This is a genomic window from Dickeya fangzhongdai (genome assembly GCF_002812485.1).
GTDB lineage: Bacteria > Pseudomonadota > Gammaproteobacteria > Enterobacterales > Enterobacteriaceae > Dickeya > Dickeya fangzhongdai.
The window spans coordinates 3,333,188-3,357,983 of the sequence record NZ_CP025003.1 but is presented as its reverse complement, the minus strand read 5'-3'; the positions used below and the strand labels follow the sequence as shown (position 1 = coordinate 3,357,983).

Below are 24,796 nucleotides of genomic sequence, written 5' to 3'. Positions count from 1 at the left end.
GACCACATGTGCGGTATTGTCGGTATCGCCGGTTTTACACCGGTCAACCAGTCGATTTATGACGCGTTAACGGTGTTACAGCACCGTGGGCAGGATGCCGCGGGCATCGTCACCATTAATGATGCCAACTACTTTCGCCTGCGCAAAGCCAATGGCCTGGTGAAAGATGTGTTTGAAGCCCGGCACATGCAACGGTTGCAGGGCAACATGGGGATCGGCCACGTGCGCTATCCCACCGCAGGCAGCTCCAGTGCCTCAGAGGCCCAGCCGTTTTACGTCAATTCCCCGTTCGGGATTACGCTGGCCCACAACGGTAACCTGACCAACGCCCATGAACTGCGTAAAAAGCTGTTTGAAGAAGGGCGCCGTCACGTCAATACCACCTCGGATTCTGAAATCCTGCTGAACGTGTTTGCCAAAGAGCTGGATCGTTTCCAGCATTATCCGCTGGAAGCGGACAACATTTTTGCCGCCGTGGCGGCGGTGCATCAGCAGATTCGCGGCGCTTATGCCTGCATCGGCATGATCATCGGTCACGGTATGGTGGCTTTCCGCGATCCGAACGGCATTCGTCCGTTGGTTATCGGCAAGCGCGAGCTGCAGGATGGCCGCAACGAGTACATGGTGGCGTCGGAAAGCGTGGCGCTGGATACGCTGGGCTTTGAATTTCTGCGCGATGTGGCGCCGGGCGAAGCGGTATACATTACCGAGAACGGCCAGCTGTTCACCCGTCAATGCGCGGAAAACCCGAAAAGCCACCCGTGCCTGTTCGAATATGTCTATTTTGCCCGTCCCGATTCCTTCATCGACAAGATTTCGGTCTACAGCGCCCGCGTGCGTATGGGCCAGAAGCTGGGCGAAAAGATTGCCCGCCAGTGGGAAGAGCTGGATATTGACGTGGTGATTCCGATTCCGGAAACGTCCTGCGATATCGCGCTGGAAATCGCCCGCATCATCAACAAGCCGTACCGTCAGGGCTTTGTGAAGAACCGCTACGTCGGCCGTACCTTTATCATGCCGGGCCAGCAAACCCGCATTAAATCAGTACGTCGCAAGCTGAATGCCAATCGGGCGGAATTCCGCGGCAAGAACGTGTTGCTGGTGGATGACTCCATCGTGCGCGGCACCACTTCTCAGCAGATCGTGGAGATGGCGCGTGAAGCCGGCGCGCGTCGGGTTTATCTGGCCTCCGCTGCGCCGGAGATCCGTTTCCCGAACGTGTACGGCATTGATATGCCGAGCGTCAACGAACTGATCGCTCACGGTCGTGAAGTGGAAGAGATTCGTAAGATCATCGGCGCCGATGCGCTGATTTTCCAGGATCTGAATGACCTGATCGAAGCGGTGCGTGAAGACAACCCGGAAATCGTTCAGTTTGAATGCTCAGTGTTCAACGGCGTCTATGTCACCAAAGACGTGGATCAGGACTATCTGGACTATCTGGAAGCACTGCGTAACGACGACGCCAAGGCGATGCGCAGTCAGAATGAAGTCGAAGATTTGGAACTGCACAACGAAGGGTGATGATCGATCGCTAATCGTGGTTAAAAAGGGAGCGCAGGCTCCCTTTTTTGTCGCTGTTATTCTTGCCAATCCTCTGGTGATGCGGCAAAGTCAGCGCACATGTTTTACCGTCTCTGTTGCGGTGGGTCTGAGAGGTGAGAATGAAGCGACTGATTGTCGGTATTTCCGGCGCCAGCGGCGTGATATATGGGGTGCGGTTGTTGCAGGTACTGCAGCCGATCGCCGGGATTGAAACTCACCTGGTGATGAGCCCGGCGGCCCGGCAAACGCTGTCGCTGGAAACCGATCTGACCGTGCGCGATGTGCAGTCGCTGGCCGATGTGGTGCACGATTCCCGCGATATCGCCGCCAGCATCTCGTCAGGCTCGTTCAAAACGGCAGGTATGGCGATTCTTCCCTGTTCCATCAAGACGTTATCCGGCATTACCCATAGCTATACCGACAGCCTGCTGACCCGCGCGGCGGACGTGGTGCTGAAAGAGCGTCGCCCGCTGGTGCTGTGCGTGCGGGAAACGCCGCTCCACCTCGGTCATTTGCGCCTGATGAATGCCGCCGCCGAAATGGGCGCGGTGATCATGCCGCCGGTGCCCGCGTTTTATCACCGCCCACAAACTGTGCAGGATATCGTCGATCAGACCGTCAACCGGGTGATTGATCAGTTTGACATTGCGCTGCCCCAGGATCTGTTTACGCGCTGGCAGGGTGCGTAACCGCCTCATTTGCAATAATAAGCCATGTCATCGCGTCACCGGGCCGGCCGGTGTCGGAGTGAAGGTTTGCACTTTTTTGTGGCGTGATGTTTTTTATGGTGCATCGATATGCACCAATATCGTGCATTTAATGCGAATCACTCGCGTCCTGGTCGTTATCCCGATAGCATGAGTTGACATAATTCATTGATTATATTGATGCGGCTATCATGATCACCACGCCTGATTTTATGCAGAATTGCATATTCTTTATGGCATAAAATTTGCTATGTTTTGACAAACAACGTGCGGATTAACGCACACGGCAAACGCATTCATCACAACAATTTCGCGGTCAGATTTCACGAATCACTTAGGCATACACAATCATAAAATAAGGGTAACGCAATGAAAAAAATGTTGAAACTTTTGCCCCTTGCGCTGGTATTCGCAGCAGGCAGTGCCCTCGCCGAGGTTCCGAAAAATATCAAGATTGGCACCGACCCCACTTATGCGCCGTTTGAATCCAAGGACGCCAGTGGTCAACTGGTCGGGTTTGATATCGATCTGGCAAAAGAATTGTGCAAACGCATTCAGGCAAACTGTACTTTCGTCGAGAGTGATTTCGACGCGCTGATCCCGTCGCTGAAAGCGAAAAAGATCGACGCCATCATTTCCTCCCTGTCCATCACCGAGAAACGCCAGCAGGAAATCGCCTTTACGGACAAACTGTACGCAGCCAATGCCCGTCTGATCGCCAAAAAGGGCTCGCCGATTCTGCCGACGCTGGAGGCGCTGAAAGGTAAGCGTGTCGGCGTGCTGCAGGCATCCACGCAGGAATCTTACGCCAACCAGTACTGGCAGCCGAAAGGCGTTGATGTTGTCGCCTACCAGAATCAGGATCTGATCTATGCTGATCTGACCGCCGGCCGTATTGATGCCGCATTCCAGGATGAAGTGGCGGGCAGCGAAGGCTTCCTGAAACAGGCCGCAGGCAAAGAGTATGTGTTTGCCGGCCCGGCGGTGAAAGACGACAAACTGTTCGGCGTCGGCACCGGTATGGGGCTGCGCAAGAACGAAACCGAACTGAAAGCCGCGTTGGATAAAGCCTTTGCGGCCATGCGCAAAGACGGTACCTACGACACGCTGGCCAAGAAGTATTTTGACTTCGACGTTTACGGCGAATAAGCCTTCCTGATTAACCTCTGCCTGCTCCGTGCAGGCAGATGTGTGCCTTTTCTGAGCGGATTGATGTAATGCTTTATGGCTATTCCGAATTAATCATGGATGGCGCGCGCATGACGTTGCAACTGGCGTTGTGCTCGCTGGTGCTGGCGCTGCTGATCGGTCTGGTGGGGGCGGCGGCCAAGCTGTCGTCCAGTCGATTGTTGTCCGGCTGTTTTTCCGGTTACACCACCCTGATTCGCGGCGTACCGGATCTGGTCCTGATGCTGCTGATTTTTTACGGTCTGCAGATGGCGCTCAACAGCCTCACCGAAGCGCTTGGCCTGGATCAGATCGATATCGACCCGCTGGCGGCGGGGATTATTACGCTGGGATTTATTTACGGCGCCTATTTCACCGAAACCTTCCGCGGCGCTTATCTGGCGGTGCCTCGCGGTCAGATTGAGGCGGCGGTGGCGTTTGGTTTTACGCCGATGAAAGTGTTTCGCCGCATCATGTTCCCATCAATGATGCGCTTTGCGCTGCCGGGAATCGGCAACAACTGGCAGGTGATTCTCAAATCGACCGCGCTGGTGTCGCTGCTGGGGTTGAGCGACGTGATAAAAGCGACCCAACTGGCCGGAAAGGGAACCCATCATCCGTTCTTTTTCGCCATTGTGGCCGGCGTGCTGTATCTGATTTTTACCACCCTTTCCAATGGGGTGCTGTGGTGGCTGGAAAAACGCTACTCGCAGGGAGTCCGGAAAGTAAATTATGAGTGAGATTCTGCAACAATACTGGCAGGCCCTGCTGTGGAGTGACGGCTATCGCCTCACCGGGCTGGCGATGACGCTGTGGCTGCTGATTGTGTCGGTGACCATCGGCGGGTTGATGGCGGTTCCGCTGGCGGTAGCCCGTGTTTCGCCCCGTCGCCGCTACCGGTTGCCGGTATGGGCCTTTACCTATGTGTTTCGCGGCACGCCGCTGTATGTGCAACTGCTGGTGTTCTACTCCGGCGTGTACAGCCTGGAAATCGTGCGCGGCACCGATCTGCTGAACGCGTTTTTCCGCAGCGGCCTGAATTGCGCCATTCTGGCGCTGGCGCTTAATACCTGCGCCTATACCACCGAAATCTTCGCCGGCGCCATTCGTTCGGTGCCGCATGGCGAAATCGAAGCTGCCCGCGCCTATGGCTTTTCGCGTTTCAAACAGTACCGCTGCATCATTCTGCCGGGCGCGCTGCGCATCGCGTTGCCTGCCTACAGCAACGAAGTCATCCTGATGCTGCATTCCACCGCGCTGGCTTTTACCGTGACCGTGCCGGATTTGCTGAAAGTGGCGCGCGACATCAACGCCGCTACCTACAAGCCGTTTTACGCGTTCGGCATCGCAGGCGTGATGTATCTGGCGGTATCGTTCGTGCTGATCTCGTTGTTCAGAAAGGCTGAGCGCCGCTGGTTACGGCATCTTCATACCCGTTCATCCCATTAACCGTTCATTCCATTAAATAGTGCAGGAACAGACAAAGCATGCAGAATAATAAGCTGATGGTGACGGAATTACGTAAGCGTTATGGTCAGCATGAGGTGCTGAAAGGCATTTCATTACAGGCTAAAGCCGGGGACGTTATTTCTATTATCGGTTCATCGGGGTCGGGTAAAAGCACCTTGTTGCGCTGTATTAACTTTTTGGAAAAACCCTGTGAAGGGTCGATCCATGTGAATGGTCAGGAAATTCACATGGTGCGGGACAAAGACGGGCAGCTCAAGGTATTCGACAAGAAACAGCTACAGCTGCTGCGCACCCGGTTGACTATGGTATTCCAGCATTTCAACCTGTGGAGCTTCATGACCGCACTGGAAAACGTGATGGAAGCGCCGGTGCAGGTGCTGGGGCTGAGCAAGGCGGAAGCCCGCAAACGGGCCGAGTTCTACCTGAACAAGGTGGGGATCACCGGCGCATCACAGGAGAAATACCCGTCCGATTTGTCCGGCGGCCAGCAGCAGCGAGTGTCCATCGCCCGCGCGCTGGCGATGGAGCCGGATGTGCTGTTGTTTGACGAGCCTACGTCAGCGCTGGATCCGGAGCTGGTGGGTGAAGTGTTGCGCATCATGCAGCAACTGGCGGAAGAGGGCAAAACCATGGTGGTGGTGACCCACGAAATGGAGTTCGCCCGGCATGTCTCCAGCCATGTGATTTTCCTGCATCAGGGGCTGGTGGAGGAAGAAGGGCCGCCGGAGGCGGTGTTCGGCAACCCGCAAAGCCCGCGTTTGCAGCAGTTCCTGTCCGGTGCGCTGAAGTAACGTTCCGTACCGTCACGTCGTCCCCGCACCGGTTGGCCCGCTCAGCCTGCGCGGGGACGCAGCAAATCGTTCAGCGCCTCTTCCAGTTCAAAGAAGCGAAAACCGAAACCGGCTTTCTCCAGCCGCTGCGGAATAGCCCGTTGCCCGCCCAGCAGCAACGTCGCCGCTTCACCCATCAGTATCCTGAGCGCCCAGCCGGGCGTGCGCACAAAGCCGGGGCGATCCAGCGCGCTCGCCAGCATGGCGGAAAATTTCTCGTTACGCACCGGATAGGGCGACACCATGTTGAACGGGCCGCTCAGAATCGGGTTATCCAGCAGGTACAAAATAGCGTTGGTCATATCGTCGATATGGATCCACGGCAGGTATTGCTTGCCGGAGCCGATCGGGCCGCCTAATCCCAGCCGGAAAAGCGGCAGCATTTTTGTCAGCGCGCCGCCTTCGGCAGACAGCACCACGCCGGTGCGCAACAGGCTGACGCGGGTTTGGTCGCTTTCCGCTTCCAGCGCCAGCGCCTCCCAGCGCGCGCAGAGTTCATGGGTGAAGTCATCGTGAGGCGGTTCATCTTCGGTCACCAGCGCTTGCCCCTGATCGCCGTAATAGCCGACGGCCGAGCCGGACAGAAACACAGAAGGCGGCGTTTGGCTATGGCGAATCAACTGCGTCAACTGGCGGGTGATATCCCAGCGGCTTTGACACAACCGCGCTTTTTGGGCTTTGGTCCAGCGTTTGTCGGCGATCGGCTCGCCCGCCAGATTGATGACGCCGTCAAAACCGTCCAGCGAGGTTTGCTCCTCCAGCCCGCGCCAGTAATCAACCTGAGCGCCCCACAGCCGTCGCGCGCGTTCCGGAGAGCGGGTCACTACGGTTACCTGATGTGACAGGGACAGCAAACGCGTAATCAGATGACGTCCAATAAGGCCGGTTCCCCCGGTGATCAATAGCTTCATAGCTGGCCTCGCTTCGTATGTCAGGTTATTCCCTTCCGCCGGGCAGTCGTGCTACGCCCGCTGGAACACCGTCTCTCCATCTCGGTTTCAGCATAGATGATTCGCTTTCGCCTGCCGGTGATATTAACCACATCTCAGGGAACTTTTATCAGCGGAACAAGCACTTTTCAAACCAACAGCGTAGCGTGGCAGGATGACGGAAAATAGTTTGATGGCGGTAAATCATCGAGGGAAAATCACGCCCGGTAAACCGGGCGTGGCGGCTAGCCCGATTAGGCTTTCGCCGCGAGTTGGTAGGCGCGCTGCGTGGCTGGGCGTTCACGGATGCGCTCAAACCAGCTTTTCACCGCCGGGAAGGCATCAATGTCGATGCGCTGGCGTTCGTGAGACACTACCCAGGGGTACGTGGCGATGTCGGCAATACTGTACTCATCGCCCGCCAGCCAGGTGTGGTGGCGCAACTGCGTGTTCAGCACGCCGTACAGCCGCTCTGTTTCTTTCTGATAGCGGTCAATGGCGTAAGGCACCGGCTGAGGCGCGTAGTGGTTGAAATGGTGGTTTTGCCCCAGCATCGGCCCGAAACCGGCCACCTGCCAGAACAGCCATTGCAGCGTGGCGGCGCGCTCCCGTACGTCGGTGCTCAAGAACTGGCCGGTTTTCTCGGCCAGATAAAGCAGAATGGCTCCGGATTCGAACAGGCTGATCGGCTCGCCCCGATCGGCAGGTTGCCGATCCACGATGGCGGGAATTTTGTTGTTGGGGGAAATTGCCAGAAATTCGGGTTTGAACTGATCGCCAGCGCCGATATCCACGTGGTGCAGTTGATAAGGTAACTGTGCTTCTTCCAGGAACAGGGTGATTTTGTGACCGTTCGGGGTAGGGGCGTAGTACACGTCAATCATGACTCATCTCTCCATAGGGGAGTCATCAGCCAGAAACTGAGGACTCTGAAAAACAGTTGGCAGGCAAAGCCTAGCACTTTCCCGCCTGAAACATAAATAACCGTTATGGCTATCCTTTCCCTTTCGCTCCGGGCGGCGCGTATCTGTGCGGAAAAGCAATAAGCCGATAATTTTGACCGGTGATGACATGGGTTTTTGGTACTATAGCGGGACCCAATCTTCTCACGCATCGGGATAGAATTATGAAACTGATGTTTGCGTCTGACCTGCATGGCTCGCTGTCTGCCACTGAAACCCTGTTGACCCGTTTTGAACAGAGCGGCGCCGACTGGCTGATCCTGCTGGGCGATTTTCTCAACCACGGCCCCCGCAATCCGTTGCCGGATCGTTACCAGCCGGCGGATGTGGCGAACCTGCTGAACCGTTATGCTTCACAGATTATGGCGGTGCGGGGTAACTGCGACAGCGAAGTTGACCAGATGCTGTTGCAGTTTCCGATCACCGCGCCCTGGCAACAGGTGCTGCTGCCTGACAACCGCTTATTTGTGACTCACGGGCACCTTTATCACCCGGAAAAACGGCCGCCGCTGCACGCCGGCGACGTACTGGTGTTCGGTCATACCCATATCCCGGTGGCCGAGCGACGTGACGATATTTACTGTTTCAATCCCGGCTCTGTCAGCCTGCCAAAAGGCGGCTATCCCGCCAGTTACGGCCTGCTGGATAACGGCGTGTTGCAGGTTGTGCCATTGCAGGGTGGGGAGGCTATTGCACAGGTTGCGATTAGCCACTAACTTAGACGCTACTCTCACATCACATCAATAATTCCAATATTTTTAAAAACTGATGCGCGTGACCGCGCCACGACGAAAGGGTTTCAGAGGATGGTGGAACAAACACAGACGGCAGGCACGGAGTGGGTCGACATCGTTGATGAAAACAACGAGGTTATCGCCCAGTCGAGTCGCCAGCAGATGCGCGCTCAGCACCTGCGGCACCGTGCTACCTACATTGTTGTACATGATGGCATGGGCAAAATTCTGGTCCAGCGCCGCACCGAAACCAAAGATTTTTACCCCGGCTGGCTGGATGCAACCGCAGGTGGCGTGGTGCAAAGCGGTGAAAATCTGCTGGAATCGGCGCGCCGTGAAGCGGAAGAGGAGCTGGGAATCGCCGGCGTGCCGTTTGCCGAGCACGGTCTGTTTTACTATGAAAGCGATGACTGCCGGGTATGGGGCGCGCTGTTCAGTTGCGTAATGCACGGCCCGTTCGCCCTGCAGGCGGAAGAGATTGACGAAGTCAGCTGGCTGACGCCGGAGGAGATCACGGCGCGCTGCGATGAGTTCACCCCGGATTCACTCAAGGCGTTGTCGTTATGGCTAAGCCGCAACAGCGGCAGCAACGACTACGTTAAACCGCAACGTGTGTCGTCACGCGCCCAGAACGATGATTCGGCTGGAACGGAAGATCGCGACGCGGTGGAAGAAGAGCATTGAGTTAGGTTGTTCCGAAGGGTTATCCATAAAAAACGCCAGCGTTTGCTGGCGTTTTTGCTTCTGTCTTACCGGCGTATCGAAAGATGCGCCGGTCATGCCGTCGATCAGGCGATCTGGGTGGCCTGAATGGCGGTCAGCGCTACGGTGTAGACAATGTCGTCCACCAGCGCGCCGCGGGACAGGTCGTTAACCGGCTTACGCATGCCTTGCAGCATCGGCCCGATGGAGATCAGGTCGGCGGAACGCTGTACCGCTTTATAGGTGGTGTTGCCGGTGTTGAGGTCCGGGAACACGAACACGGTGGCTTTACCGGCAACCGGTGAGTTCGGCGCCTTGGACTGCGCTACGTCGGCCATGATGGCGGCGTCGTACTGCAACGGACCGTCGATCACCAGATCCGGGCGTTTTTCCTGCGCCAGGCGGGTCGCTTCGCGGACTTTATCCACATCGCTGCCGGCGCCGGAGTTACCGGTCGAGTAGGAGATCATCGCTACGCGCGGTTCGATGCCGAAAGCGGCGGCGGAGTCGGCGGACTGAATAGCGATTTCAGCCAGCTGTTCAGCGGTCGGATCCGGGTTGATGGCGCAGTCGCCATAGACCAGAACCTGCTCCGGCAGCAGCATGAAGAACACGGAGGATACCAGCGAGCTGCCCGGTGCGGTTTTGATCAACTGCAACGGCGGACGGATGGTGTTGGCGGTGGTGTGAACGGCGCCGGATACCAGACCGTCTACTTCGCCTTGTTCCAGCATCAGGGTGCCCAGCACCACGTTGTCTTCCAACTGCTCGCGGGCGACCACTTCGGTCATGCCTTTGCTCTTACGCAGTTCGACCAGACGCGGTACATAGCGCTCACGAGCTTCGACCGGATCGACGATCTCGATGCCTTTGCCCAGTTCAACGCCCTGCGCAGCCGCTACGCGCTGAATTTCATCCGGGTTGCCCAGCAGCACGCACTGCGCGATGCCGCGTTCGGCACAGATGGAGGCAGCCTTGACGGTACGCGGTTCGTCGCCTTCCGGCAGCACGATGCGTTTGCTTGCCTGACGTGCCAGTTCGGTCAGCTGATAGCGGAAAGCCGGCGGAGACAGGCGGCGTGAGCGTTCAGACGCTGCGGTCAGCGAATCGATCCACTGGGTATCGATATGGCGCGCCACGTATTCCTGTACTTTTTCCACGCGTTCGTGGTCGTCGGCCGGCAGTTCCAGGTTGAAGCTCTGCAGGTTCAGCGAGGTCTGCCAGGTGTTGGTATTAACCATGAATACCGGCAGGCCGGTCTGGAAGGCGCGTTCGCACAGTTTGCTGATGGCCGGGTCGATTTCGTAGCCACCGGTCAGCAGCAGGGCGCCGATTTCAACGCCGTTCATGGCGGCCAGACAGGCGGCAACCAGTACGTCCGGACGGTCGGCGGAGGTGACCAGCAGCGAACCCGGACGGAAATGTTCCAGCATATGCGGAATGCTGCGGGCGCAGAAGGTCACCGATTTCACGCGGCGGGTCTGAATGTCGCCGGCGTTGATCACGCGTGCGTTCAGGTGGTTGGCCATGTCGATGGCACGGGTAGCGATCAGATCGAAGCTCCACGGCACGCAACCCAGAATCGGCAGCGGGCTGTTGGCAAACAGCAGCTTCGGATCGATATTGGCGACGCTGGCTTTGGTGGAATCATCGAAAATTTCGGACAAATCGGGACGGGTGCGACCCTGTTCATCCACCGGTGCGTTCAGCTTGTTGATGATAACGCCGGTGATGTTTTTATTCTTGCTGCCGCCGAAGCTGGAACGGGCGATGTCGAGACGCTCTTTCAACTGAGCCGGGGAATCGTTGCCCAGCGCCAGTACGAAGACGATTTCCGCGTTCAGCGTTTTAGCGATTTCATAGTTCAGCGCGTTGGCGAACTGGTGTTTGCGGGTCGGCACCAGGCCTTCTACCAGCACGACTTCCGCGTCTTTGGTGTTTTCGTGATAGCGGGCGATGATCTCTTCCAGCAGCACGTCCTGCTGGTTGCTGCTCAGCATCGACTCCACATAGCTCATCGTCAGCGGCTCGGCGGCCGGAATGGCGGAGGTGGCGCGGACGATGGTGGTGGTCTGATCCAGTGCGTTTTCACCGGAACGCGGCTGTGCGATAGGCTTGAATACGCTCAGGCGCACGCCTTTCTGTTCCATGGAACGAATGACACCCAGGCTGACGCTGGTCAGGCCCACGCTGGTGCCAGTAGGAATCAACATGATTGTACGGGACACGGCTTAACCTCTGTTTGCGGTTGCTCGTTGTTCAAAAACGATGCTTCTAAAACAACTCCGTCAGCCGAAGCTGACGGAGTGGGGAGACTTATCAGGCGGTCAGGCGCAGCGCGTCCTGAGCGATGACCAACTCTTCGTTGGTCGGGATAACCAGAGCCGGACGGGCGCCGTCTTTGGCGATGTTGCCGCCTTTGCCGAAGCGGGCGGCCAGGTTACGTTCGTGGTCGACTTCGAAGCCCAGCAGACCCAGCTGTTTCAGCGTCAGTTCACGCACCATAGCCGCGTTTTCACCGATGCCGCCGGTGAAGATCACCGCGTCCAGACGACCTTCCATCAGCGCAGAGTAAGACCCGATGTACTTCGCCAGACGGTGGCAGTACACGTTCATGGCGCGTTTGGCGTCTTCTTTGGTTTCGTAGTTGTCTTCCACATAACGGCAGTCGCTGGTGACTTCAGTCAGGCCCAGCAGGCCGGATTCTTTGGTCAGCAGCTTGTTGATGCTTTCCACGCTCATGCCCAGGGAATCGTGCAGGTGGAAAACCACCGCCGGGTCGATGTCACCGCTACGGGTGCCCATCACCAGGCCTTCCAGCGGGGTCAGACCCATAGAGGTATCCACGCACTTGCCGTTGCGGATAGCGGAAACGGAACCGCCGTTGCCCAGGTGGCAGGTGATCACGTTCAGTTCTTCTACCGGCTTGTTCAGGACTTTCGCCGCTTCACGAGAAACGAAGTAGTGGCTGGTACCGTGAGCGCCATAACGGCGGATGTGATGTTCTTTGTATAATTTGTACGGCAGGGCATACAGGTAGGCTTCTTCCGGCATAGTCTGATGGAACGCGGTGTCGAAGACAGCGACGTTCTTGTCTTTCAGGTGCGGGAATTCCTTCAGTGCTTCTTCGATGCCGATCAGATGAGCCGGGTTGTGCAGCGGCGCGAACGGCACGGCGTCCTTGATGCCCTGCAACACGTCGGCATTGATCACTGCTGATTGCGTGAATTTTTCGCCGCCGTGGACGATACGATGACCGATTGCTACCAGTTGAGCAGACAGTTCCGGCTTCTGGCTGAGGATGGTGTTAACGATGAAGCTCAGTGCTTCGCTGTGGGCGGCACCGGCACCCAGTTCAGCTTCCTGCTTGCCACCGTCAATTTTCCATTTGATGCGCGCTTCAGGCAGATTGAAACACTCGGCCAGGCCAGACAGGTATTCGTCTCCGTTGACGGCATCAATGATGGCGAACTTCAGGGAAGAGCTGCCACAGTTAAGGACCAGTACTAACTTACTCGACATGGAAGTACCTACTTGTTATACATGGTTAAAAAAATGTCACACAACAGCCAGCGTAGCGCAGAAGGCGGTTGACATTTATGATTAACATCATGGCCGGGTGATTTTTCCAGACATGACGGCGGAAAACGCCGATGTAACAACCGCCCGGCAGCGTATGAAACGCCCCGGCCTGGCGACATCGGCGCGGCAAAAACGGCGACAGCAGACACACATGACGTTCGCTACGCGCTGAATCAACAGTGACCGGATTCGCCAGCCGACGCAACGAAACGCTGCCTGAAACAGCGGATGGCTAAACAGCGAGTGCAGAACAACGGTGTCATACGGCTTTTTATCGCAGCCCAAAAGGCTATTTTAGGATACCGATAGCAATCATTAAACACAAAATATATTTTAAGCTTGTCAATTACAGTTGGTGATTTATACAAATTTTTTATTTTTTATATGTGAAGTTGAGGTTGAGCATGACGACGAAACCCTCCGGTAAGACAGGATGGCTACAATTATTCCGTCTGGGCCAGCACTATATGAAAACCTGGCCGACGGATAAACGTTTGGCGCCGGTGTTTCCTGAAAATCGCGTGGCGCGCGCCACCCGGTTTGCCATTCGTATCATGCCGCCGCTGGCCGTCTTTACCCTGACCTGGCAAATCGCGCTGGGCGGGCAACTGGGGCCGAGCGTGGCTACCGCGCTATTCGCCCTTGGCTTGCCGATGCAGGGATTATGGTGGCTGGGGCGACGTTCTGTCACTCCGTTGCCGCCTTCCTTATTACAGTGGTTTCATGAAATTCGTAATAAGCTGCTGGCGTCGGGAATGGCGCTGGCGCCGGTGGAAGGACAGCCCACTTATCAGATGCTGGCGGACGTGCTGAATCGTGCCTTCAGGCAGCTCGACAAGACGTTCCTGGACGATCTTTGATGTAAACCCGGTTTTTAGCCAAAGACGCTGACATTTTTTCCATTGGATTCTGTTTTAAATCAAGAAACGAACGCCAGCCAGTATGCGATTCTGCTGTCAATATCCCTTTAGCCGGAATCAGATTCAGGAGTGCACCATGGAAATGACTAATGCTCAGAGACTTATCCTGTCCAATCAGTACAAAATGATGTCAATGCTGGATCCCGATAATGCGGAACGTTACCGCCGCCTGCAAACTATCATCGAACGGGGTTATGGGTTGCAAATGCGGGAACTGGATCGTGATTTTGGCGATTTAAACGAAGATGTGTGCCGTACCCTCATTAATATTATGGAAATGCATCATGCGCTGCAGGTTTCCTGGGCCAACCTGAAAGAGAAACCGGACATGGATGAGCGCCGTGTGGCGTTTCTTGGCTTTGATGCCGCTACCGAGGCGCGCTACCTGGGTTACGTGCGCTTTATGGTGCACGTGGAAGGGCGCTATCCCCACTTTGATTCCGGCACGCATGGCTTTAACTCACAGACCAAAATGTGGGATAAATACATCCGCATGCTGGCGATTTGGCAATCCTGCCCGCGTCAGTATCACCTGAGTGCGGTGGAGATCGCGCAAATCATTAATGCCTGATAAGTTCGGGGCCGGTAAATAAAGAAGGGGCTTTCTGTGGAGTGTAAAGGTTTTCTGTTTGATCTTGACGGCACGCTGGTGGATTCACTGCCCGCGGTGGAACGGGCCTGGAGCAACTGGGCAAAAGATCATGATATCGACCCGCAGACGGTTCTGGATTTTATTCATGGCAAGCAGGCCATCACCTCGTTGCGTCATTTTCTGGCTGGCGCCAGTGAAGAGACGATTCAGCGCGAGTTTGTCGCGCTGGAGCAGGTGGAAGCGACCGATACCACCGGTATTGCGGCTATGCCGGGCGCTCAGGCGCTGTTGGTCAGGCTGGACGAGTTGAATATTCCGTGGGCGATCGTGACGTCGGGAACGGTGCCGATTGCGCATGCTCGCCATCGCGCCGCGGGGTTGTCTGCTCCGCGCGAGTTCATCACTGCGGAGCAGGTGGCGCATGGCAAACCGAATCCGGACGCGTATCTGCTGGGCGCGCAGCGGTTGGGGCTGGCTCCTGCCGAGTGCGTGGTGGTCGAGGATGCGCCGGCCGGCGTGCTGTCTGGTCTGACTGCGGGGTGTAAGGTTGTCGCGGTGAATGCGCCGGCCGACACGCCGCGTCTGGACGAGGTGGATGCCGTATTACATTCCCTTGAGCAATTGCAGATTTCGCGTACAGCGGGTGGCTGGGTCAATATCACCCTGAAATGATGCCCCAAACCGGAGTAAACATGATCAAAACCCTGCTTTGTCAGGGTTTTTTTATGGCATGCTGATTTTCAGCGGTTTCTCCGGGGAATGCGTTTCCAGCTGGAATACCGCCTGATGAATAAGGACTGTTAACGTCAGGAGGAGGCATGTTGAGCAGTTCGCTGGTCTGGGTTGTCATGCTGTTATTGATTGCCATTGCGCTGTTTGCTACCGGCAAACTGCGCATGGATGTGATTGCTTTGCTGGTGATTGTGGCGTTCGTGCTAAGCGGCACGCTGACGCTACAGGAGGCGCTGATCGGTTTCAGCGATCCGAACGTATTCCTGATCGCCGCGCTGTTTGTGATCGGCGAAGGTCTGGTGCGAACCGGGGTGGCCTATCAGGTCGGCGACTGGTTGATGCGCGTGGCCGGGCAGAGTGAAACCCGCATGCTGATTCTGCTGATGTGCACCGTGGCGCTGCTGGGCGCCTTCATGAGTTCGACCGGCGTGGTGGCTATTTTTATTCCAGTGGTGCTGAACGTCGCCGCGCGGATGAAAACCACCCCGGCCCGCCTGATGATGCCGCTGGCCTTCGCCGGGTTGATCAGCGGCATGATGACGCTGGTGGCGACTCCGCCCAATATGGTGGTCAGCAGTGAGCTGATGCGTACCGGTATGGCCGGGTTCAGCTTTTTTAGCGTCACGCCTATTGGTGTGGTGGTGTTGCTGATCGGTATCGCGTATATGTTGGTGGCCCGTTTTTGGCTGACCACGACGGACAGCGATAACTTCAAGGAAGGGTGGAAACGTAAAACGTTTCGTGACCTGATCCGGGAATATCGACTGACCGGGCGCGCGCGCCGGCTGGCGATCCGCACCGGCTCACCGCTGATTGGTCAGCGCCTGGATGATTTGCAATTACGCCAGCGCTACGGCGCCAACGTGGTGGGGATTGAGCGCTGGCAAAAATTCCGGCGCATTATGGTCAGCGTCAGCGGCAATAGCGAATTGCGCTTGAATGATGTGCTGCTGATCGATATGTCGGCATCAGACGTGGATCTGCGTGAGTTCTGCGCCACCCAGCGCCTGGAACCGATGGTGCTGCGCGGCGAGTATTTCTCCGAACAGGCGCGGGATGTGGGCATGGCTGAAGTGTCGCTGATCCCGGATTCCGGACTGCTGGGCAAAACGTTGCAGGAGGCGTCGTTTCGCAGCCGCTATGGGTTGACGGTGGTGGGCATTCGTCGGGACGGCGAGGCGCTGGAAGGCACGCTGGCTGACGAAGCATTAAAGCTGGGGGATATTTTACTGGTGATTGGCGACTGGAAAAACATCCGCCTGCTGCACCAGCACAAGCACCACTTTATTGTGCTCAACCTGCCGGCGGAAGTGGATGAAGTGGCGCCAGCCAGTAATCAGGCGCCGCATGCGCTGTTTTGTCTGGCGCTGATGGTGGCGATGATGCTTACCGATGAAATCCCCAACGCTATCGCCGCGTTGATCGCCTGCCTGCTAATGGGTCAGTTTCGCTGCATCGACATGGAAAGCGCCTATCGCGCCGTGCACTGGCCGAGCCTGATCCTGATTGTGGGAATGATGCCGTTTGCTCTGGCGTTGCAGCAAACCGGCGGCGTGGCCTTGGCCGTCAAAGGGTTGATGGAAATTGGCGGCGATGCCGGTCCGCATATGATGTTGGTGTGCTTGTTCCTGCTTTGTGCGCTGACGGGCTTGTTCATTTCCAATACGGCGACGGCGGTGCTGATGGCGCCGATCGCCGTGGCGGCGGCGGAGCAGATGCAGGTTTCGCCGTATCCTTTCGCGATGATTATCGCTATTGCCGCTTCCGCTGCGTTTATGACGCCGGTTTCTTCGCCGGTGAATACGCTGGTGCTGGCGCCCGGCGGGTATCGTTTCAGTGATTTTGTTCGGGTTGGGGTGCCGTTCACGCTGTTGGTGATGGCGGTCAGCGTGGTGATGGTGCCGTGGCTGTACCCATTTTGAATGCAAACATGTGTGAACAGCCTGACTGACCTGCTGTCAGGCTGTGCGCCGCGCTCATTGGTGGCTGACTAAAGCGGCGACTCCTGGCTGATTTCATCCAGCGACAGGCTGAAGCTTGGAATAAACACCGTCATGAAATAATCCATTTCCGGGCTCTGGCGCTGCTGGAGCGTCTTTTCCAGTCGGGCTTTGGCCAGCAAAAATTCGTTATTGCCGGCCGACAGTTCTTCCAGACACTTCAGGTACGCGCAAAGCGCATCCGCCTGTTTCACGATGGCGTGCTCTTCTTCGCTGATATGGGATTCATCAAGCAGCGGGCTGAAATCCTGCTGCAGTTCGGCAGGCAGCATCGCAATCAGGTTCTGGCGGGCAATCTTTTCAATCTTCTTGTATTCGTGGGCAATCTGCGCGTTGTAATACTTGATGGGGGTGGGCATGTCGCCGGTCAGCACTTCACTGGCGTCATGGTACATCGCCAGCAGGGCAATGCGACCAACATTGAGGTTGCCATTGAATTTGCGGTTTTTGATCACCGCGAGGGCATGAGCGACAAACGCTACCTGCAGGCTGTGCTCGGAGACATTTTCGGTCCGGACATTGCGCATCAGCGGCCAGCGGCTAATCAGTTTCAGGCGGGACAAGTGGGCGAAGAAATGACTTTGAACCATAAGTGTCTCTCGGTGTACAGCATTAGGGGTTCATTGTGGCGGCTCCGGCATCAAGAAGCAAATCAGGCCGGGGGGAGCGGGAAAAGGCTCAGGCTGCAGGGGAGCAAACATGCCCGGCGCCAGTGCGGTGCCGGGCATCATCCTGATTACTGGTGATAACCTTCCAGGAAACGGCCAAATTTGTTGATCGCCATTTCCAGTTCGTCAACACGCGGCAGGGTTACGATACGCAGGTGGTCTGGCTCCGGCCAGTTGAAGGCGGTGCCTTGTACCAGCAGCACTTTTTCCTGCAGCAGCAGATCCAGTACCAGCTTCTGGTCGTCATGAATGTTGAAGCGTTTGGCGTCAATGCGGGGGAACATATACAGCGCTCCGCTCGGTTTGACACAGGATACGCCGGGAATCTGGTTGATCAGTTCCCAGGCGCGATTACGCTGCTCGTATAGACGCCCGCCAGGATGAATGAATTCGCTGATGCTTTGGTAACCGCCCAGCGCGGTCTGAATAGCATGCTGCATCGGCACGTTGGCGCACAGACGCATCGACGCCAGCATTTCCAGCCCTTCAATATAACCGCGAGCGTGCTTTTTCGGTCCGTTCAGCACCATCCAGCCCTGACGGAACCCGGCCACACGATAGGTTTTGGACAGACCGTTGAAGGTGACGGTTAACAGGTCAGGCGCCAGCGCGGCAATCGAATGGTGCTGAGCGTCATCGTAGAGGATCTTGTCGTAAATCTCGTCGGCGAAAATGATCAAGTTATGCTGGCGGGCAATCTCGACCACTTCCAGCAGCAGTTCTTTGCTGTACACCGCCCCGGTCGGGTTATTGGGGTTGATGATCACGATCCCGCGGGTACGAGGAGTGATTTTACTGCGAATGTCATCCAGATCCGGGAACCAGCCCGACTCTTCGTCACAGCGGTAATGCACCGCATGGCCGCTGGAAAGCGACACGGCCGCGGTCCACAGCGGGTAATCCGGCGCCGGCACCAGCATTTCGTCACCGGTATTCAGCAATGCCTGCATCGACTGGACGATCAGTTCGGAAACGCCGTTGCCGATATAGACGTCTTCCAGCGTCACGTCGCGCATATCGCGAGCCTGATAGTGCTGTACGATGGCCTTGCGGGCGGAATAGAGTCCTTTGGAATCGCAGTAGCCTTGCGCAGTCGGCAGATTGCGGATGACATCCACCAGAATTTCATCCGGCGCATCGAACCCGAAAGGCGCCGGGTTGCCGATGTTCAGTTTGAGTACCTTGTTGCCTTCTTCTTCCAGCCGTTTTGCTTCTTTTAATACCGGACCACGAATATCGTAACAAACGTTTTCCAGTTTTTTCGATTTTTCTATCGGTGACATTTAACAAACCTTTTACAGGATCCTATTCCTGATGAGTAATCGCCTAACCCGCCTAATGTACTCTTCCCGCCGTGTGTTTTGAAGAATCATTACCATGGCTGTGAAGCCGGTTCCAGATAACGCTCAGAGCCAGAGCGACAAATGACATCATTGTTAATGAATTGTAATTGATCTGTGATGGCGCTTTGGGTTTTTGACCCGAGATTGAGAGCGGGATCTATAAAACAGCCTCTGGTGCCGGTAAATTATCCAGCCGGATCGCATGACGAAGCATTAATCATGTCCAGATGGTGGCCGCAAGGAATAATCTCGGCAGCAATTGAGGTATTTTTTATACCTGATTCAAACGCTGAAACCGGTATCATAAAATGATGGCTGCCGTGAGGGTTATAAAAAAACCATTTTTTAAATACGGTAATGGCAGAAGAGCAAGGAAATGTTTCTCTATGTGGAAATGAAGGGGGCGTATCTTATCCGAAAAAAATAAAACGCAGCCAACTCGCTGATAATAAAAAATGGAGTTATTTAAACGAATAGTGAAGAAATCAGGGTAAGAATAAAAAAGACAGGGTATATCTCATTGCTCATAAGATAATTCTTTGACTGGAGAAAACCTCCTCGCGTAACTTCATGAAAATTTATGTTACATGTGACATTCTTGCGTGTTATTTAACAAATTTACAAAAATTTATTAATCTTTACATAAAAACTGAGTCACATGGTGATAGTAACTCACTGTATTAATGGTATTTGCGTGCGAACGGCGCCAGGTTTGGTCTGAGAGCTACTTTTGGGGAAGTGAAAGGATAGTGAAGTGAATTCATCAGGTGGCTTGATGGTTTTTATGATTGAATTAAAACGGGATTTCAAATTGAATAGCGCGATTTAAGAGTTTGCTGATGTTTTAAACGTAATGTCTTTTTCAAGCAAACGGAGAATCAATGATGCACAAAGCATGCGTTAAAAGTGAAAAATAAGAGATGTCGTTTATTTGGGTGAGCGTGTGTCATAACGTAAGCGCAATCAAAATCTTATATCCCTTCATTGTAAATTGCCGGTGAAGTGAGACAGCTGGTTTTTTTTTGATTTTTATTTTATTATCTAAAATAAATAAAAGGGTTCTTTTTGAAAGTCTGATTACGTCATAAGATGCTTAAATAAGGAGGCTGAGGGAAGAGGCGATTCGGACAAAGGAATATACATGGCCTTTTGCCGTAACCGTTCGTCTGCGATACTGTCCGTCTTATATTGTGCGTCCGGCCCTTGCCGGGGCATCAACATCAACACCAGGTATGTTTGTTAAAAATTAAAATAGATAAGTGAAGAACCGTATGACAAATACAAGTCGCCCTGTCCTCAACCTTGATCTCGATCTGTTGAGAACGTTCGTCGCTGTTGCAGATTTGAACACGTTTGCAGCCGCCGCTGTGGCTGTGTGCAGAACACAGTCGGCAGTGAGCCAACAGATGCAGCGTCTGGAGCAGTTGATTGGTAAGGAGCTGTTTGCCCGCCACGGGCGAAACAAGCTGCTGACCGAGCATGGCATCCAGTTTCTTGGATATGCCAGAAAAATCCTGCAATTTAACGATGAGGCCTGCGCCTCTCTGATGTATAGCGATATTCAGGGCACCCTGACTATCGGCGCGTCTGATGACACGGCGGATACCATCCTGCCTTTCATCCTGCAGCGCGTGACTACCGTGTTCCCGAAACTGTCGATCGCCGTCAGTATCAAACGCAGCGCAGAAATGGCGGATATGCTGCAACAGGGGAAAATTGATCTGGTCATTACTACGAGCAACAGCGACGATTTGCCGCATGTGTTGCTACGCACGTCACCGACGTTATGGTATTGCTCGGCCGATTATCAGTACCAGCCGGGAGAGACTGTTTCGCTGGTGGTGCTGGATGAACCGAGCCCGTTCCGCGCGCTGGCGCTGGAACAACTGACCGCCGCAGGTATTCCGTGGAAGATCTCTTACGTCGCCTCTACGTTGTCTGCGGTGCGTGCGGCGGTAAAAGCCGGTCTTGGGATTACCGTGCGTTCGGTAGAAATGATGAGTCCGGAACTGCGCGTGCTGGGTGAAGAGGAAGGCTTGCCGAAACTGCCTGATACTCGCTATTACCTGTGCAGGAATCCGGATCATGACAACGAGCTGACCAATGCCATTTTCAGCGCTATCGAGTCCGGTACCCGTTCGCATTTGCTGCCGGTCAGCACAGGAACGGAAAACGATACGCGGGAACCGCCGGCAGATGAATCATTAAAAGATATTACCTGAGTACAAACATAGCGGGGTGAAAGGCCCCGCTATGGCTTAGGCTTCCATCCTCCAGTCAGTCTTTGCCATGCTGATTTTCTCACCACGGTTTGTCCGTTCACTTCTGTGCGTCCGTTTTGTCCCTCTTTGTCTAATGCGCTGTTTGTGTTCTTTTTTTATTAAAACTGCATTTCTATTTTTTTAAAGCCATGTTGACCGAATGAAAAGGTTAATGGTTGAGCAATTGATGCAATTTTTTTACTAACATAAATGAAAAAAGTGTGCCCTGGATCAAAAAATACCCCTATTAACACTATGGGGGAACAGGAATTCTTGCCGAAAATGTTATAGTCACCCTGCCAATAAGGGCTTTGTGTGGGTGGAATCGTTAACGTGAAGCGGTTGACTGACTCGATTTAGTCAACGTGTTACACACAAAATGTTAACGAAACTGCGTGCATGTAAAGTAATGTGCTGTTATTTTTAGTGGCGTTGAAAATAAGGTTACATAACAGGGAATCAGGCCTCATTAAACAGCCGCTTAACCTTATAAGTTGTGGTGTTTTTGTGGCGAAAAATCCTTCCTTTTAATCGATGTGGCGACGAACTGCCGACAAAAGAGCAGGTGTCTGATCACTTTTGATGAGTAAGCAAGAGTATGTCAACAACTACTGAAGTCCTCGCCCATCACTGGGCTTTTGCGCTATTCGTTATCGTTGCTGTAGGTCTCTGCGGCTTTATGCTGCTCGGCGGCTTCCTGTTGGGAGGCAGAGCCCGGGCCAGACACAAAAACATTCCTTATGAATCAGGTATCGATTCCGTTGGCTCCGCGCGGTTGCGCCTCTCCGCCAAGTTTTACCTGGTCGCCATGTTTTTCGTTATTTTCGACGTTGAAGCCCTCTATCTCTACGCCTGGTCCGTATCTATCCGGGAAAGCGGCTGGATAGGCTTCGTCGAGGCCACAATTTTCATTTTGGTGTTGTTGGCTGGTTTGATCTATCTGGTGCGTATCGGCGCGTTGGACTGGACGCCGTCGCGTTCAAAAAGACAAGTCGTGAAATCCAATGTCGTGACTCAGACCACCAACACTCATCAGCAGTAATAGCGAGGCATTTAGAAGATGGATTATACGCTCACCCGCATTGACCCGGACGGTGAGAACGACCGTTACCCCCTCCAGAAGCAAGAGATTGTCAGCGATCCGCTTGAACAGCATGTCAATCGCAGCGTTTTCATGGGCAACCTCGAACAGTCGCTGCACAGCATGGTCAACTGGGGGCGCAGCAATTCCCTGTGGCCTTACAACTTCGGTCTTTCCTGCTGCTACGTGGAAATGGCGACGTCGTTTACTTCGGTGCATGACGTTGCGCGTTTTGGTTCTGAAGTTATCCGCGCCTCACCACGTCAGGCGGATTTCATGGTTGTGGCCGGTACGCCGTTTTTGAAAATGGCGCCGGTCATTCAGCGTTTGTACGACCAGATGCTGGCGCCAAAATGGGTAATTTCCATGGGGGCCTGTGCGAATTCCGGCGGTATGTACGATATTTATTCCGTGGTGCAAGGCGTGGACAAGTTCCTGCCGGTTGATGTGTACATCCCGGGATGCCCGCCGCGTCCGGAAGCCTACATGCAGGCGCTGTTGCTGCTGAAAGAGTCCATCGGTAAGGAGCGCCGCCCTCTGTCATGGGTGGTAGGCGATCAGGGGGTTTACCGCGCCAATATGCAATCCGAGCGCGAACGTAAACGGGGAGAGCGCATTGCGGTAACCAATCTGCGTTCTCCTGATGAGATTTGACCCTGTGAGTGAAGGCTGTAGTGGCTACGTAAGATCACGATAAATTCATATCACGATAAATCGTGTGTAGCCATTATCAGTCACAGAAATAGCACGTTTACTGTGGTGACATATTTATGACAGATTTAACGACGCACGATGTCGCTCTGCCTGCGTGGCAAACCCGTGATCATCTGGATGATCCGGTCGTCAGCGAGCTGTGTAACCGTTTTGGACCGGAAGCATTTACCGTTCAGGCAACCCGCACTGGCCTGCCGGTGGTTTGGGTGAAACGTGAGCAGTTGCTGGACGTAGTGGCTTTTCTGAAAAAACAGCCCAAACCTTATGTGATGCTGCTTGACCTGCATGGCGTGGATGAGCGTCTGCGTACCCATCGCCAGGGCCTGCCGGACGCCGACTTCACCGTTTTCTATCACCTGATTTCGATTGAGCGCAACCGCGATATCATGCTGAAGGTGGCACTGTCGGAAAACGATCTGAACATGCCGACCCTGATCAAACTGTTCCCCAACGCTAACTGGTACGAACGCGAAGTGTGGGACATGTTTGGCATCACCTTCAAAGGGCACCCGCACCTGACGCGCATCATGATGCCGCAGACCTGGCAGGGGCATCCGTTGCGTAAGGATTTCCCGGCGCGCGCCACCGAGTTCGATCCCTTCGTGCTGACCAAACAGCGTGAAGACATGGAGATGGAATCCCTGACTTTCAAACCGGAAGAGTGGGGGATGAAGCGCGGTACCGACAACGAAGACTTCATGTTCCTGAACCTGGGGCCGAACCACCCGTCCGCGCATGGTGCTTTCCGTATCATTCTGCAGCTTAACGGCGAAGAGATCGTCGACTGTATTCCGGATATCGGCTATCACCACCGCGGCGCGGAAAAAATGGGTGAACGCCAGTCCTGGCATAGCTATATCCCTTACACCGACCGTATCGAATACCTCGGCGGCTGCGTGAACGAAATGCCGTATGTACTGGCGGTGGAAAAGCTGGCCGGTATCGAGGTGCCTGAGCGCGTGAACGTTATCCGCGTCATGCTGTCCGAACTGTTCCGCATCAATAGCCACCTGCTGTACATCAGTACCTTTATTCAGGACGTCGGCGCGATGACGCCGGTGTTCTTTGCGTTTACCGATCGTCAGAAAATTTACGATCTGGTGGAAGCGATTACCGGCTACCGCATGCATCCGGCCTGGTTCCGTATCGGCGGCGTGGCGCACGATCTGCCGCGCGGCTGGGAACGTTTGCTGCGTGAATTCCTCGACTGGATGCCGGCGCGTCTGGATACCTACATCAAGGCGGCGTTGCAAAACAGCATCCTGAAAGGGCGTTCACAAGGCGTGGCCGCCTATAACGCCAAAGAAGCGCTGGAGTGGGGCGTAACCGGCGCCGGTCTGCGCGCTACCGGCATCGCATTCGACGTGCGTAAATCACGGCCTTACTCCGGTTATGAAAACTTCGACTTTGAAGTGCCGGTAGGCGACGGCATCAGCGACTGCTACAGCCGCGTGATGCTGAAAGTGGAAGAGCTGCGTCAGAGTCTGCGTATTCTGGAACAATGCCTGAAAAATATGCCGGAAGGTCCGTTCAAGGCCGACCATCCGCTGACCACGCCGCCGCCGAAAGAGCGTACGCTGCAACACATTGAAACGCTGATTAACCACTTCCTGCAGGTTTCCTGGGGGCCGGTGATGCCTGCTAACGAGTCATTCCAGATGATCGAGGCCACCAAAGGGGTTAACAGTTACTACCTGACCAGTGACGGCAGCACCATGAGCTACCGCACCCGTATCCGCACGCCGAGTTTCCCGCATTTGCAACAGATTCCGTCGGTGATTCGCGGTTGTCTGGTATCCGACCTGATCGTATACCTCGGTAGTATTGATTTTGTCATGTCAGATGTGGACCGCTAAT

General features: G+C 54.9%; 22 protein-coding genes. 16 read left to right on the top strand and 6 right to left on the bottom strand.

Annotated features, from left to right (window positions below; translation table 11 throughout):
• Window positions 1-6 precede the first annotated feature (6 nt).
• From purF to hisP, 6 genes are all read left to right on the top strand, one after another.
• Entirely contained in the window at window positions 7-1,524 is a 1,518-nt protein-coding gene (purF, locus tag CVE23_RS14860) for an amidophosphoribosyltransferase (protein ID WP_038919657.1), read from the top strand.
• A 140-nt stretch (window positions 1,525-1,664) separates the two neighbouring features.
• Entirely contained in the window at window positions 1,665-2,234 is a 570-nt protein-coding gene (locus CVE23_RS14855) for a UbiX family flavin prenyltransferase (RefSeq protein WP_038919656.1), read from the top strand.
• Window positions 2,235-2,621: 387 nt separating this feature from the next.
• Window positions 2,622-3,401, top strand: coding sequence for a lysine/arginine/ornithine ABC transporter substrate-binding protein (locus CVE23_RS14850; RefSeq protein WP_038919654.1), 780 nt, complete (start codon window positions 2,622-2,624; stop codon window positions 3,399-3,401).
• Window positions 3,402-3,469: 68 nt separating this feature from the next.
• Window positions 3,470-4,159 (top strand): histidine ABC transporter permease HisQ, encoded by a 690-nt coding sequence (locus tag CVE23_RS14845; RefSeq protein ID WP_038919653.1) that lies wholly within the window; start codon window positions 3,470-3,472, stop codon window positions 4,157-4,159.
• Window positions 4,152-4,868 (top strand): ABC transporter permease, encoded by a 717-nt coding sequence (locus CVE23_RS14840; RefSeq protein ID WP_038667446.1) that lies wholly within the window; start codon window positions 4,152-4,154, stop codon window positions 4,866-4,868. The genes CVE23_RS14845 and CVE23_RS14840 overlap by 8 nt, the downstream gene beginning before the upstream one ends.
• 38 nt (window positions 4,869-4,906) lie before the next feature.
• Window positions 4,907-5,680, top strand: coding sequence for a histidine ABC transporter ATP-binding protein HisP (gene hisP, locus CVE23_RS14835; protein ID WP_038919652.1), 774 nt, complete (start codon window positions 4,907-4,909; stop codon window positions 5,678-5,680).
• A 41-nt stretch (window positions 5,681-5,721) separates the two neighbouring features.
• Here hisP and CVE23_RS14830 read toward each other — a convergent pair whose 3' ends face one another.
• Together CVE23_RS14830 and yfcG are read right to left on the bottom strand one after the other, a co-directional pair.
• On the bottom strand, window positions 5,722-6,630 hold the full coding sequence (locus CVE23_RS14830; protein ID WP_100849824.1) for a TIGR01777 family oxidoreductase: 909 nt from the start codon (window positions 6,628-6,630) through the stop codon (window positions 5,722-5,724).
• Between the two features lie 272 nt (window positions 6,631-6,902).
• Window positions 6,903-7,532: a GSH-dependent disulfide bond oxidoreductase gene (gene yfcG, locus CVE23_RS14825; RefSeq protein ID WP_038919649.1), complete on the bottom strand. Its 630-nt coding sequence runs from the start codon at window positions 7,530-7,532 to the stop codon at window positions 6,903-6,905.
• A gap of 242 nt (window positions 7,533-7,774) precedes the next feature.
• On the opposite strand from yfcG, the gene yfcE reads away from it, so the two are divergent.
• Window positions 7,775-8,326, top strand: coding sequence for a phosphodiesterase (yfcE, locus tag CVE23_RS14820; protein ID WP_038667458.1), 552 nt, complete (start codon window positions 7,775-7,777; stop codon window positions 8,324-8,326).
• Window positions 8,327-8,416: 90 nt separating this feature from the next.
• Complete coding sequence (gene yfcD / locus CVE23_RS14815; RefSeq protein ID WP_049853705.1) at window positions 8,417-9,028, top strand: NUDIX hydrolase YfcD; 612 nt, start codon at window positions 8,417-8,419, stop codon at window positions 9,026-9,028.
• 104 nt (window positions 9,029-9,132) lie between these two features.
• Here the strand turns inward: yfcD and pta are convergent, their stop codons facing one another.
• Together pta and ackA are read right to left on the bottom strand one after the other, a co-directional pair.
• Window positions 9,133-11,274: a phosphate acetyltransferase gene (pta, locus tag CVE23_RS14810; protein WP_038667461.1), complete on the bottom strand. Its 2,142-nt coding sequence runs from the start codon at window positions 11,272-11,274 to the stop codon at window positions 9,133-9,135.
• Between the two features lie 91 nt (window positions 11,275-11,365).
• Window positions 11,366-12,568 carry an acetate kinase gene (ackA, locus tag CVE23_RS14805; protein WP_038919647.1) on the bottom strand — a complete coding sequence of 401 codons (1,203 nt, stop codon included), beginning with the start codon at window positions 12,566-12,568 and terminating at the stop codon, window positions 11,366-11,368.
• A gap of 464 nt (window positions 12,569-13,032) precedes the next feature.
• Here ackA and yfbV point away from each other — a divergent pair, with 464 nt between their 5' ends.
• The 4 genes from yfbV (at window position 13,033) to CVE23_RS14780 (ending at window position 16,794) form a co-directional block, all read left to right on the top strand.
• Window positions 13,033-13,488, top strand: coding sequence for a terminus macrodomain insulation protein YfbV (gene yfbV, locus CVE23_RS14795; protein WP_038919645.1), 456 nt, complete (start codon window positions 13,033-13,035; stop codon window positions 13,486-13,488).
• Window positions 13,489-13,624: 136 nt separating this feature from the next.
• A complete protein-coding gene (locus tag CVE23_RS14790; RefSeq protein ID WP_038667469.1) occupies window positions 13,625-14,119 on the top strand; it encodes a YfbU family protein in 495 nt (164 codons plus the stop codon).
• 36 nt (window positions 14,120-14,155) lie between these two features.
• A complete protein-coding gene (locus tag CVE23_RS14785; protein ID WP_049853703.1) occupies window positions 14,156-14,812 on the top strand; it encodes a sugar phosphatase in 657 nt (218 codons plus the stop codon).
• Between the two features lie 146 nt (window positions 14,813-14,958).
• Entirely contained in the window at window positions 14,959-16,794 is a 1,836-nt protein-coding gene (locus CVE23_RS14780) for an SLC13 family permease (RefSeq protein ID WP_174213748.1), read from the top strand.
• Window positions 16,795-16,862: 68 nt separating this feature from the next.
• On the opposite strand, the gene yfbR is transcribed toward CVE23_RS14780, so the two are convergent.
• Both yfbR and CVE23_RS14770 read right to left on the bottom strand, forming a co-directional pair.
• Window positions 16,863-17,462 carry a 5'-deoxynucleotidase gene (gene yfbR / locus CVE23_RS14775; protein WP_038667475.1) on the bottom strand — a complete coding sequence of 200 codons (600 nt, stop codon included), beginning with the start codon at window positions 17,460-17,462 and terminating at the stop codon, window positions 16,863-16,865.
• 146 nt (window positions 17,463-17,608) lie between these two features.
• Window positions 17,609-18,823 carry a pyridoxal phosphate-dependent aminotransferase gene (locus CVE23_RS14770; protein ID WP_038667479.1) on the bottom strand — a complete coding sequence of 405 codons (1,215 nt, stop codon included), beginning with the start codon at window positions 18,821-18,823 and terminating at the stop codon, window positions 17,609-17,611.
• A 1,331-nt stretch (window positions 18,824-20,154) separates the two neighbouring features.
• Here CVE23_RS14770 and lrhA point away from each other — a divergent pair.
• The 4 genes from lrhA to nuoC all read left to right on the top strand — a co-directional run bounded on the left by lrhA (window position 20,155) and on the right by nuoC (window position 24,795).
• The gene (gene lrhA / locus CVE23_RS14765; RefSeq protein WP_038919642.1) at window positions 20,155-21,105 is read left to right on the top strand and encodes a transcriptional regulator LrhA; all 951 of its coding nucleotides are present in this window, start codon (window positions 20,155-20,157) and stop codon (window positions 21,103-21,105) included.
• A gap of 637 nt (window positions 21,106-21,742) precedes the next feature.
• Complete coding sequence (locus CVE23_RS14760; protein ID WP_038667485.1) at window positions 21,743-22,186, top strand: NADH-quinone oxidoreductase subunit A; 444 nt, start codon at window positions 21,743-21,745, stop codon at window positions 22,184-22,186.
• Between the two features lie 18 nt (window positions 22,187-22,204).
• Complete coding sequence (locus tag CVE23_RS14755) at window positions 22,205-22,879, top strand: NuoB/complex I 20 kDa subunit family protein (protein ID WP_012885398.1); 675 nt, start codon at window positions 22,205-22,207, stop codon at window positions 22,877-22,879.
• A 116-nt stretch (window positions 22,880-22,995) separates the two neighbouring features.
• A complete protein-coding gene (gene nuoC, locus CVE23_RS14750; RefSeq protein WP_038667488.1) occupies window positions 22,996-24,795 on the top strand; it encodes an NADH-quinone oxidoreductase subunit C/D in 1,800 nt (599 codons plus the stop codon).
• Window position 24,796: the final 1 nt, after the last annotated feature.

Coding starts and splice junctions, on each gene's coding strand:
- purF (WP_038919657.1), top strand. CDS start 7: ATGTGCGGTATTGTCGGTATCGCCGGTTTTACACCGGTCAACCAGTCG.
- CVE23_RS14855 (WP_038919656.1), top strand. CDS start 1,665: ATGAAGCGACTGATTGTCGGTATTTCCGGCGCCAGCGGCGTGATATAT.
- CVE23_RS14850 (WP_038919654.1), top strand. CDS start 2,622: ATGAAAAAAATGTTGAAACTTTTGCCCCTTGCGCTGGTATTCGCAGCA.
- CVE23_RS14845 (WP_038919653.1), top strand. CDS start 3,470: ATGCTTTATGGCTATTCCGAATTAATCATGGATGGCGCGCGCATGACG.
- CVE23_RS14840 (WP_038667446.1), top strand. CDS start 4,152: ATGAGTGAGATTCTGCAACAATACTGGCAGGCCCTGCTGTGGAGTGAC.
- hisP (WP_038919652.1), top strand. CDS start 4,907: ATGCAGAATAATAAGCTGATGGTGACGGAATTACGTAAGCGTTATGGT.
- CVE23_RS14830 (WP_100849824.1), bottom strand. CDS start 6,630: ATGAAGCTATTGATCACCGGGGGAACCGGCCTTATTGGACGTCATCTG.
- yfcG (WP_038919649.1), bottom strand. CDS start 7,532: ATGATTGACGTGTACTACGCCCCTACCCCGAACGGTCACAAAATCACC.
- yfcE (WP_038667458.1), top strand. CDS start 7,775: ATGAAACTGATGTTTGCGTCTGACCTGCATGGCTCGCTGTCTGCCACT.
- yfcD (WP_049853705.1), top strand. CDS start 8,417: ATGGTGGAACAAACACAGACGGCAGGCACGGAGTGGGTCGACATCGTT.
- ackA (WP_038919647.1), bottom strand. CDS start 12,568: ATGTCGAGTAAGTTAGTACTGGTCCTTAACTGTGGCAGCTCTTCCCTG.
- yfbV (WP_038919645.1), top strand. CDS start 13,033: ATGACGACGAAACCCTCCGGTAAGACAGGATGGCTACAATTATTCCGT.
- CVE23_RS14790 (WP_038667469.1), top strand. CDS start 13,625: ATGGAAATGACTAATGCTCAGAGACTTATCCTGTCCAATCAGTACAAA.
- CVE23_RS14780 (WP_174213748.1), top strand. CDS start 14,959: ATGTTGAGCAGTTCGCTGGTCTGGGTTGTCATGCTGTTATTGATTGCC.
- yfbR (WP_038667475.1), bottom strand. CDS start 17,462: ATGGTTCAAAGTCATTTCTTCGCCCACTTGTCCCGCCTGAAACTGATT.
- CVE23_RS14770 (WP_038667479.1), bottom strand. CDS start 18,823: ATGTCACCGATAGAAAAATCGAAAAAACTGGAAAACGTTTGTTACGAT.
- lrhA (WP_038919642.1), top strand. CDS start 20,155: ATGACAAATACAAGTCGCCCTGTCCTCAACCTTGATCTCGATCTGTTG.
- CVE23_RS14760 (WP_038667485.1), top strand. CDS start 21,743: ATGTCAACAACTACTGAAGTCCTCGCCCATCACTGGGCTTTTGCGCTA.
- CVE23_RS14755 (WP_012885398.1), top strand. CDS start 22,205: ATGGATTATACGCTCACCCGCATTGACCCGGACGGTGAGAACGACCGT.
- nuoC (WP_038667488.1), top strand. CDS start 22,996: ATGACAGATTTAACGACGCACGATGTCGCTCTGCCTGCGTGGCAAACC.